The organism is Paraburkholderia sp. (assembly GCF_036488505.1).
Taxonomy (GTDB): Bacteria; Pseudomonadota; Gammaproteobacteria; order Burkholderiales; family Burkholderiaceae; genus Paraburkholderia.
Map to the genome: position 1 here is coordinate 1 of NZ_DASXHN010000389.1, position 7068 is coordinate 7068.

The 7068-nt window shown below is 62.7% G+C and carries 8 protein-coding genes; all 8 read right to left on the bottom strand.

Annotated features, from left to right (window positions below):
- Positions 1-648 (bottom strand): secretion system protein (locus tag VGH68_RS22770; protein WP_331605971.1); only part of this gene is annotated, 648 nt, incomplete at its 3' end.
- Entirely contained in the window at positions 645-2093 is a 1449-nt protein-coding gene (locus VGH68_RS22775; RefSeq protein ID WP_331605972.1) for a CpaF family protein, read from the bottom strand. The genes VGH68_RS22770 and VGH68_RS22775, both read right to left, overlap by 4 nt.
- A complete protein-coding gene (locus tag VGH68_RS22780) occupies positions 2094-3314 on the bottom strand; it encodes an AAA family ATPase (RefSeq protein ID WP_331605973.1) in 1221 nt (406 codons plus the stop codon). It abuts the gene before it with no gap.
- Positions 3315-3342: 28 nt separating this feature from the next.
- Positions 3343-3717 (bottom strand): CpaD family pilus assembly lipoprotein, encoded by a 375-nt coding sequence (locus VGH68_RS22785; RefSeq protein ID WP_331605974.1) that lies wholly within the window; start codon positions 3715-3717, stop codon positions 3343-3345.
- A 9-nt stretch (positions 3718-3726) separates the two neighbouring features.
- The gene (locus VGH68_RS22790; RefSeq protein WP_331605975.1) at positions 3727-5214 is read right to left on the bottom strand and encodes a type II and III secretion system protein family protein; all 1488 of its coding nucleotides are present in this window, start codon (positions 5212-5214) and stop codon (positions 3727-3729) included.
- A gap of 45 nt (positions 5215-5259) precedes the next feature.
- Positions 5260-6246 (bottom strand): Flp pilus assembly protein CpaB, encoded by a 987-nt coding sequence (cpaB, locus tag VGH68_RS22795; RefSeq protein WP_331605976.1) that lies wholly within the window; start codon positions 6244-6246, stop codon positions 5260-5262.
- Between the two features lie 13 nt (positions 6247-6259).
- On the bottom strand, positions 6260-6736 hold the full coding sequence (locus tag VGH68_RS22800; RefSeq protein ID WP_331605977.1) for an A24 family peptidase: 477 nt from the start codon (positions 6734-6736) through the stop codon (positions 6260-6262).
- 98 nt (positions 6737-6834) lie between these two features.
- Positions 6835-7068: Flp family type IVb pilin (locus VGH68_RS22805; protein ID WP_331605978.1), on the bottom strand; the 234-nt coding region annotated here is incomplete at its 5' end.

The window sequence follows — 7068 nt, forward strand, 5'->3', positions numbered from 1 at the left end:
TGAGAAGTCGGCGATGTGAATGCGCGGCACGGCAACGGCGAGTACTTCTTTCAGGTCGCGGCCCACCTTCAACGAATCGCCCATGATCCGGAATTCGCCCGACAGTGGCTGCGGGCATTCGTCCGCAGCGGCGGCAAGCACGTGCGTGACGGGCACGCCCGCGCGCACTGCGCGCACGATCAGGTCGATGGCGTCCGGAAACGCATCCAGAAAGCGGCGGCGAAAGCGTTCGACCAGATACGAGTAAGCCCGCATCATGATGAAGAGCGGCAGGACGATCGGCACGAGCGGTTTCGTGAAGCCGGGCAGCGGCAGCAGGCGCACTGCGAGCATCGAAACAGCAAACGCAAGGAGGCCCATGCCGACCACCACCCGAATGCCGTTCTTGCCCGCCACGGTCTCCAAGCGTGACAGCTTTGGGCGTAGCCAGCGAGTAAACGCGTTGCCCTCGCTGTCGACTCTGAACAGCGATTCGTCACCCCCGGCCTTGCGTCGTCCACGCTCGGTGCTCGGAAACATTTCGCTGATGCGGGTGCTGATTCGGGCGTCGCTCTGGTTGCTGCGCAGGTTCATCACCAGCAGATACATGCCGCCCAGCAGGGCAGCAATGAGAAACGCAGCAAAGGTGAACAGATCGGCCTTGCTCATTGCTTCATCGCCTCCAGCAAGGCATCTTCGAGACCGTAGTAGGCAGCGCGCGGCGAGAAAGACGGCCGCACGGCCGAGCCCTCGTAGACGCCCTTGACCTCTTCGCTGTATGCGCTCGCGTCATAGCGGAAGGTGAACAGGTCCTGCGTAATGATCACGTCCCCTTCCATCCCGACCAGTTCGGTAATGCGTGTGACCCGACGCATGCCGTCGCGCATCCGTTCAATCTGCACGATCAGGTGCACGGCGCTTGCGATCTGGCGGCGAATCGACAGTAGCGGCAGATTTCCGTTGGCCATCATCACCATGCTTTCCAGACGCGTGATGCCGTCGCGCGGAGAGTTCGCGTGGATCGTGGTCATCGAACCGTCGTGTCCGGTGTTCATGGCCTGCAATACGTCGAACGCTTCGGGACCGCGCGTTTCACCTAGGATGATGCGGTCCGGACGCATCCGCAGCGCGTTCCTGACGAGATCGCGCTGGGTCACGGCGCCCAGTCCCTCGGCATTCTCCGGCCGTGTTTCGAGGCTCACCACGTGCGGCTGCACGAGTTGCAGTTCGGCCGCGTCTTCGATCGTCACCGTGCGTTCACCGTGGCCGATGAAATGCGACAGCGCATTGAGCAGGGTCGTTTTGCCGGACCCGGTACCGCCCGAGACGATGACGTTGAGACGGCAGGTGCTGGCGAGCTTGAGCACGGATGCCATGCCGGACGACATGTTGCCCTGCTGGGCCATGCGGTGCAGTGTGATGTTGCGCTTGGAAAACTTGCGGATCGAGATCGACGCGCCGTGAATGGCGAGCGGCGGCAGCACGACGTTGACCCGACTGCCGTCCGCGAGACGCGCATCGACCATCGGACTGCTTTCGTCGACACGGCGGCCGACGCCCGCGGCGATGCGCTGCGCGATATTGATGACGTGCGCGTTGTCGCGGAACTTGTACGACGTGAGTTCGAGACGGCCGTGACGTTCCACATAGACCTGATCGGGACCGTTCACCAGCACGTCGCTGATGCTTTCGTCCATCAACAGCGGTTCGATCGGTCCCAAGCCGAACATGTCGTTCAGCAGTTCGAAGACGATCTGCCCTTGCTCGGATATCGTGACGTTCATGTGCTCGCGTTCGGACACGCTCGACACGAGTTGCTCGACGACCGGCGCCATCTGTTCGCGGGTGCGGCCCACCACGGCCGACGCGTTCATCGAGCCGAGCACCCCATCGCGGATGATGCGAAACAGTTCGGAGCGGACCAGTGCATCGTTGCCTTCCTTCGCGGCAGCCGTCGGCAAGCCGTGCAGGCCGCCTGTGACCCCGGACGCTGCGATGGCCAGTGCGGCCGCAACGGCCGGCGCGCCCGGCGGCAGCAGCGGGTCGACCGTTGCCACCGCGCCGTCTTCGGGCACCTCCACAACTGGCAACGCGACTTTTTTCTGGCCGAACATTTACTTTCTCCAGACAGCGAGTTTGCTGAACAGCGAGAGTTCGGTCTTGGTCATCTGGCCCGTCAGGTCGTTGGCGATGCGGATGATCGACTGGTTGAAGCCGTTCGGGCTTTTCTCTTTCGGCTTTTCACCGAGGTTTTCGGCGACCTGCAGCGACTTCGGTTCGAAGTGAAATTCATGCAGCGCCGAGCGTCCGATCGCCTCGGCGAAGTCATCCGCTTGCACCTTGCCGTGGCTCGCGGCGTTCGGACTATTGAGAACCACCGAGGTTTGCGGCGTGTTGTCCCGGTCTTCAATGTGGCGCAGCAGACGCATGCACTGACGCGCCGAATGCACGCTGCGGTCGGAGACGACGTAGACGCGCTTGGCGGCATCGAAGGCGGCACCGGCAAGCGGATTGCGGGCGCTGTCGACATCGAGGAACACGTAGTGGAAGCTGTCGCATAGCAGCGCCAGCGCGCGCTGGAACGTGGCTGGGTCGACGGCGCTCCTGCTGCCGAAATCCTGCTCCGTGGACAGCACGAACAGGCGACCGTCCTTTGCAACGAGGGTACGTTCCAGATACTGTGGATCGAGGCGGTGCGCGTTCTGCAGCACTTCCCATAGACCATTGTTGGTCTCGATACCGAGCATCGTATTGGCACTGCCGCCGCTCAGATTCAGATCGATATAAGCGACCCGGCGATGCGTTTCGCTCGTCAGATGGCGGGCGAGGTTCAGCGCGATCGTCGTCACGCCGACGCCGCCCCGCGAACCGGTGAAAGCGATAGCCTTGCCGGTGCGCGCGAACGACACCTGATTCACACTGCCTTGGGCGACATTCACCGTGCGCTTGAGCAGTTCGACCGTCAAAGGCTTGACGAGATAGTCGCGCACACCGAGCTTCAGGAGGCTGCGAAACAGGCCGACGTCGTTGCGCTCGCCGAGCGCAATCACCTGAACCGAGGGCTCGCACACCTCGGACAGGCGGCCGAGATCGGACAGCGGCATCGCCGAGCTTTGCAGGTCGACCAGCAGAAATTGCGGTGAACGATCGAGTTTCGATAGATGGACGATCGCGTCGTCGACACCGCCGATTGCGATGTGAACGTGCGGCATCGCCTCTTCGAGCACGAAGCGCTTCAACGCCTGCTCGGTATCCTTATCGGCGACGAACGCAACGAATTCGGCAACCCGCACAGCGGACCGGTTCTTCGTCAGGTTGAACTCGAGTGTACTCATGGCGTGTCTTCGAAAGAGGTGGCGAGGGTTACTTCTGATCGCGTGTCGTGTCAGTCGGAAGCGGGTACACGTGTTCAGTTTCGTAGCGGCGCACCCCGCTTGCCGCGACCGCTGCGTCGGCCGGTCCGAGCGGTTGCGGAGCGACGAAGTCCTGCGGATTCGCGATCTGGGCAGCCAGGTTCGAGTAGGTCGCGCAGCCCCACGCCATCGACGGGCGCGGTATACCGGCATCGGTCAGCAGCGACGGTTGTTCAAGACGGTTGCAGTCAGGCGGCGTCAGGCGCTTGCCGTCATAGCCGATGATGCGTTCGTCGGGCATGCTGACGGGGGGCTTGAAGCAGCCGCTCACCGCGAAGGCGGTGACGCACAGCAGGGCACAGGTATAGGCGGATGCGTGTTTCATGGTCGTGACTCAGTAGACGTAGCCAGCCGCGCCGATCAACCGGGGTTGTCCCGGCTGCGGTTCCGTGTTGCCCTGGCGGTGGCCGAGGCTGTATTCGACATCGCTGCTCGGCATCATGATTCCCTCGAGCGACTGGACCGGGTTGCGCAGTTTTTCGGCGGAGGTCGGCTCGACGATGTACGGCGTCACCATGATCACCAGTTCGGTTTTGTTGTTCTGGTAGTTGGTGGAGCTGAACAGCTTGCCGAGAATCGGAATCGAGCCGATGCCTGGAACCTGCGACACGAGATCGTTCGAATTGCTTTGCAGCAGACCCGCGATTGCGAAGCTCTGACCGCTTGCCAGTTCGACGGTCGTGTCGGCGCGCCGCACGCTCAAGCCCGGAATCGTGATGCCGCCGGTCGTCACGGCAATCGTGTTGTCGATCTGGCTGACTTCCGGACGCACCTTGAGGCTGATCCTGCGGTCGTTCAATACGGTCGGTGTGAAGTCGAGCTTGACGCCGAACTGCTTGAAGTCCACCGAGATTGCACCGTTGATCTGCGAGACCGGGATCGGGAACTCGCCGCCTGCGAGGAAGCTCGCGGTTTGTCCCGACAGCGCGACGAGGTTCGGTTCAGCGAGAGTCGTGATGAGGCCTTCCTGATTCAATGCATCGATCAGCGCCTGGATGTCCCAATTGTTGGTCTTGAAGCCGGTAAACAGCGAGTACGCGTTGTTCGACGGCAGATTGACCGGAAAGGTCGTGGTGCCGCCGGCGCCCACGATCGGCTGGGTCAGGTTGTAGATCTGCCGGCCGCTGAAGACACCGGTGAAGAAGTTGCCTGCGGCATTGCCCAGCGACTGCCAGTTGATGCCGAGCTGCTGCGTGACGTTGCGGTCGACTTCCGTTATGCGCACGCGCAACTCGATCTGCACCGGCTGCGCGATCGTCATGCGGTTGACCAGCACTTCCTTGTCAGTCAGAAACGGCGTGAGCGCCTGCACGACCGCGTCGGCGATCATCGGGTCGGGCAGAGCGCCCGCCACCATCAGCGAGCCGTTGCCGGACGTCAGCTCCAGATGAAGCGCGGGAAACCGCACGCTCAACATGTTGCGGACCGCCTGAAGGTCGCGCTCGACGACGATCGTGCGTTGGAGCAGCGGTTTGTTGTTTGCGCCCGTCACGTAGAGCGTCGTGGTGCCCGGCTTCTTGCCGAGCACGAACACTGCGCGCGGCGAGGGCACATGCACGTCGGCGATATTCGGATCGGCGACGAACACGGAGTTGGCATCTTCCGCCAGATGGAGCATGGTCCCTTTGCCCGCGCCGAGACTAATGTCACCACCTGTACCCGAGGTGGTTGCCGGCGGCGGCGGCGTGGTTTGCCTGGACGGCACAGTCACATGTTTCGGGCGGACGGCGTAGGTCGGCATCGCAAGCATCATGGCGAGCCCCGCAACGATCGCCGTGATGCCGCTTACCGATTTTGTCTGCGAATAGAACTGCTTGTTCATGACTATCTGTCCTGGCAGAGGGATGCCACGTGCTCGAGCACGTCGTTATTTGGCGACGGGAAGCGTCGGCAGCGGCGGTGCGCCGTTGCCTGCGCCGGCTGCCGCGGTTTGCGTAGCGCCCTGGTCAGAGCCGGCCTGATCGGAGCCGCGATACACCGTCACGACGTGTGGCGGCGCTGGTGCGCGCGCGCTGGGCGCGCTCACCGCGACCTGGCGGGGCTGGGAAATCTGCCGCAATGCACGGGAGATGTCGCCTGCCCAGACCGGCGGCCGCTCGGCGTCGCTGGCGGGCGCGGGAGCCATCGAGGGCAGGGTTGCCGGTGTGGAATCGCGCGAGGCCGTGGCAAAGCTGCGTAGCGCGAGCGACAGGGTGCCCAGATGCGAGGCGACCGCCACGATCTCGCCCATATGCGGCGTGACTTCGAGAGTTACGGTGCGAATCCGGTTGGTGCCCTCGTTCGGATTGCCGGTTTTTGGACGGACGATTTCCGAACCTGAAGCGAGCACGCGGACGTGTTCGACAACCGTTTCGCTCGATACCGAGAAGTCCGGCGAGGTGTTGTCGGTCTTGTGGTCCATCTGCTGCGTGAGCAGCACGTCGACGTAGTCGCCCGGCTGGATCAGCCCGGCGTTGCCGGACACGTCGTCGACGGCAACTGAAATTGCCCGCATGTTTGGTTGCAGCGTGGCGGCGAGGAAGCCCGGATCGCTCGGCAGGATCACGTCGTCGGCGACGAGCACGGTCCCGCTTGTCACCGGGTGACGCAGCAGCGCACCCTTGAGTTCGATCGCGCCGGGCTTGCCGTCGACGATCGCGTTAGACGGCACGCGGCTGACCGGGACGTTCTTCCACGTCAGATCGTCGTCGCGCATCAGCAGCCCTTGTGGAAGGTCCGCCGCGCTGACGCGTACCCGCTGTGTGTCGACCGTCGGTGTCGAAGCATGTGACGAACTGACGATCACGACGCGCACGATCATTGCGACGATCGCGGCGAAGAGAAAGAGCAGGGCGAACTTGATTATCGTGGACATGGGAGCATGGTCCTTACCGCAGCTGAATCAAAGGAAGCAGGCCGGTCAGAACGATCACCGTTCCACCGCCGAAGGCGAGCGCGACGCCGTAGGGCACTCCGCGTTCGCTTGAAAACAGACCGAGCACACGCATGGGAGGCGAAGTGTGCTGGGTACAAATGCGCCGGGTCGCGAGGCTCAACAGCGCCACCACCAAACCGGTCATCGAAATGAGCATGAGCGCGGGCAGCCACAGGCCGGATCCGCTCCAGAGAAAAATGACCGCAGCCAGCTTGGCGTCGCCGCCGCCCATCATCCGCAGTGCGAACAGCACCGCACAGACGGCATATACAAACACCGCAATGGCCACGTGAATCAGCACGTCGTGAAGCGGCAGCCGCTTGACCCATGCATCGACGAAAAACATTGCGCCGATCAGCAGGACCGCCCGGTTAGACAGTCTGCGCGCGCGCACGTCGACCGCGGCGAGCCACAGCAGCGCGCACAACACGACAAGGCGAATCGCAAGCGAAAGGACATGCACGACTGGGCTCCTGAGAAACGAAAGGAAGATCCGGGCCGGTGGCCGCAGATCTTCCGGCGAGCGGCTTAGCTGCCCGAAGAGCTCGACGATTGCGCGGTGTTGATGTTGGTCCACATGTTGCTGAACAATTTCGCAAAGTTGGTGCCGAAGATCGTGCCGGCAGCGCCGAGAGCAATGGCAACGATGCCGGCCAGGATGGCGTATTCCATGGCGCTGACGCCGCGCTCATCGCGAACAAACGCTTTGAAAAGTTTGCGCATTTTGTTTCCCCGTAACAAGGTGATGGTGAAAATCGCAGG

What these genes read in the sequence shown, in the direction of transcription:
- VGH68_RS22785 (WP_331605974.1), bottom strand. Translation starts at nt 3,717, where the DNA reads ATGAAACACGCATCCGCCTATACCTGTGCCCTGCTGTGCGTCACCGCC.
- VGH68_RS22790 (WP_331605975.1), bottom strand. Translation starts at nt 5,214, where the DNA reads ATGAACAAGCAGTTCTATTCGCAGACAAAATCGGTAAGCGGCATCACG.
- cpaB (WP_331605976.1), bottom strand. Translation starts at nt 6,246, where the DNA reads ATGTCCACGATAATCAAGTTCGCCCTGCTCTTTCTCTTCGCCGCGATC.
- VGH68_RS22775 (WP_331605972.1), bottom strand. Translation starts at nt 2,093, where the DNA reads ATGTTCGGCCAGAAAAAAGTCGCGTTGCCAGTTGTGGAGGTGCCCGAA.
- VGH68_RS22780 (WP_331605973.1), bottom strand. Translation starts at nt 3,314, where the DNA reads ATGAGTACACTCGAGTTCAACCTGACGAAGAACCGGTCCGCTGTGCGG.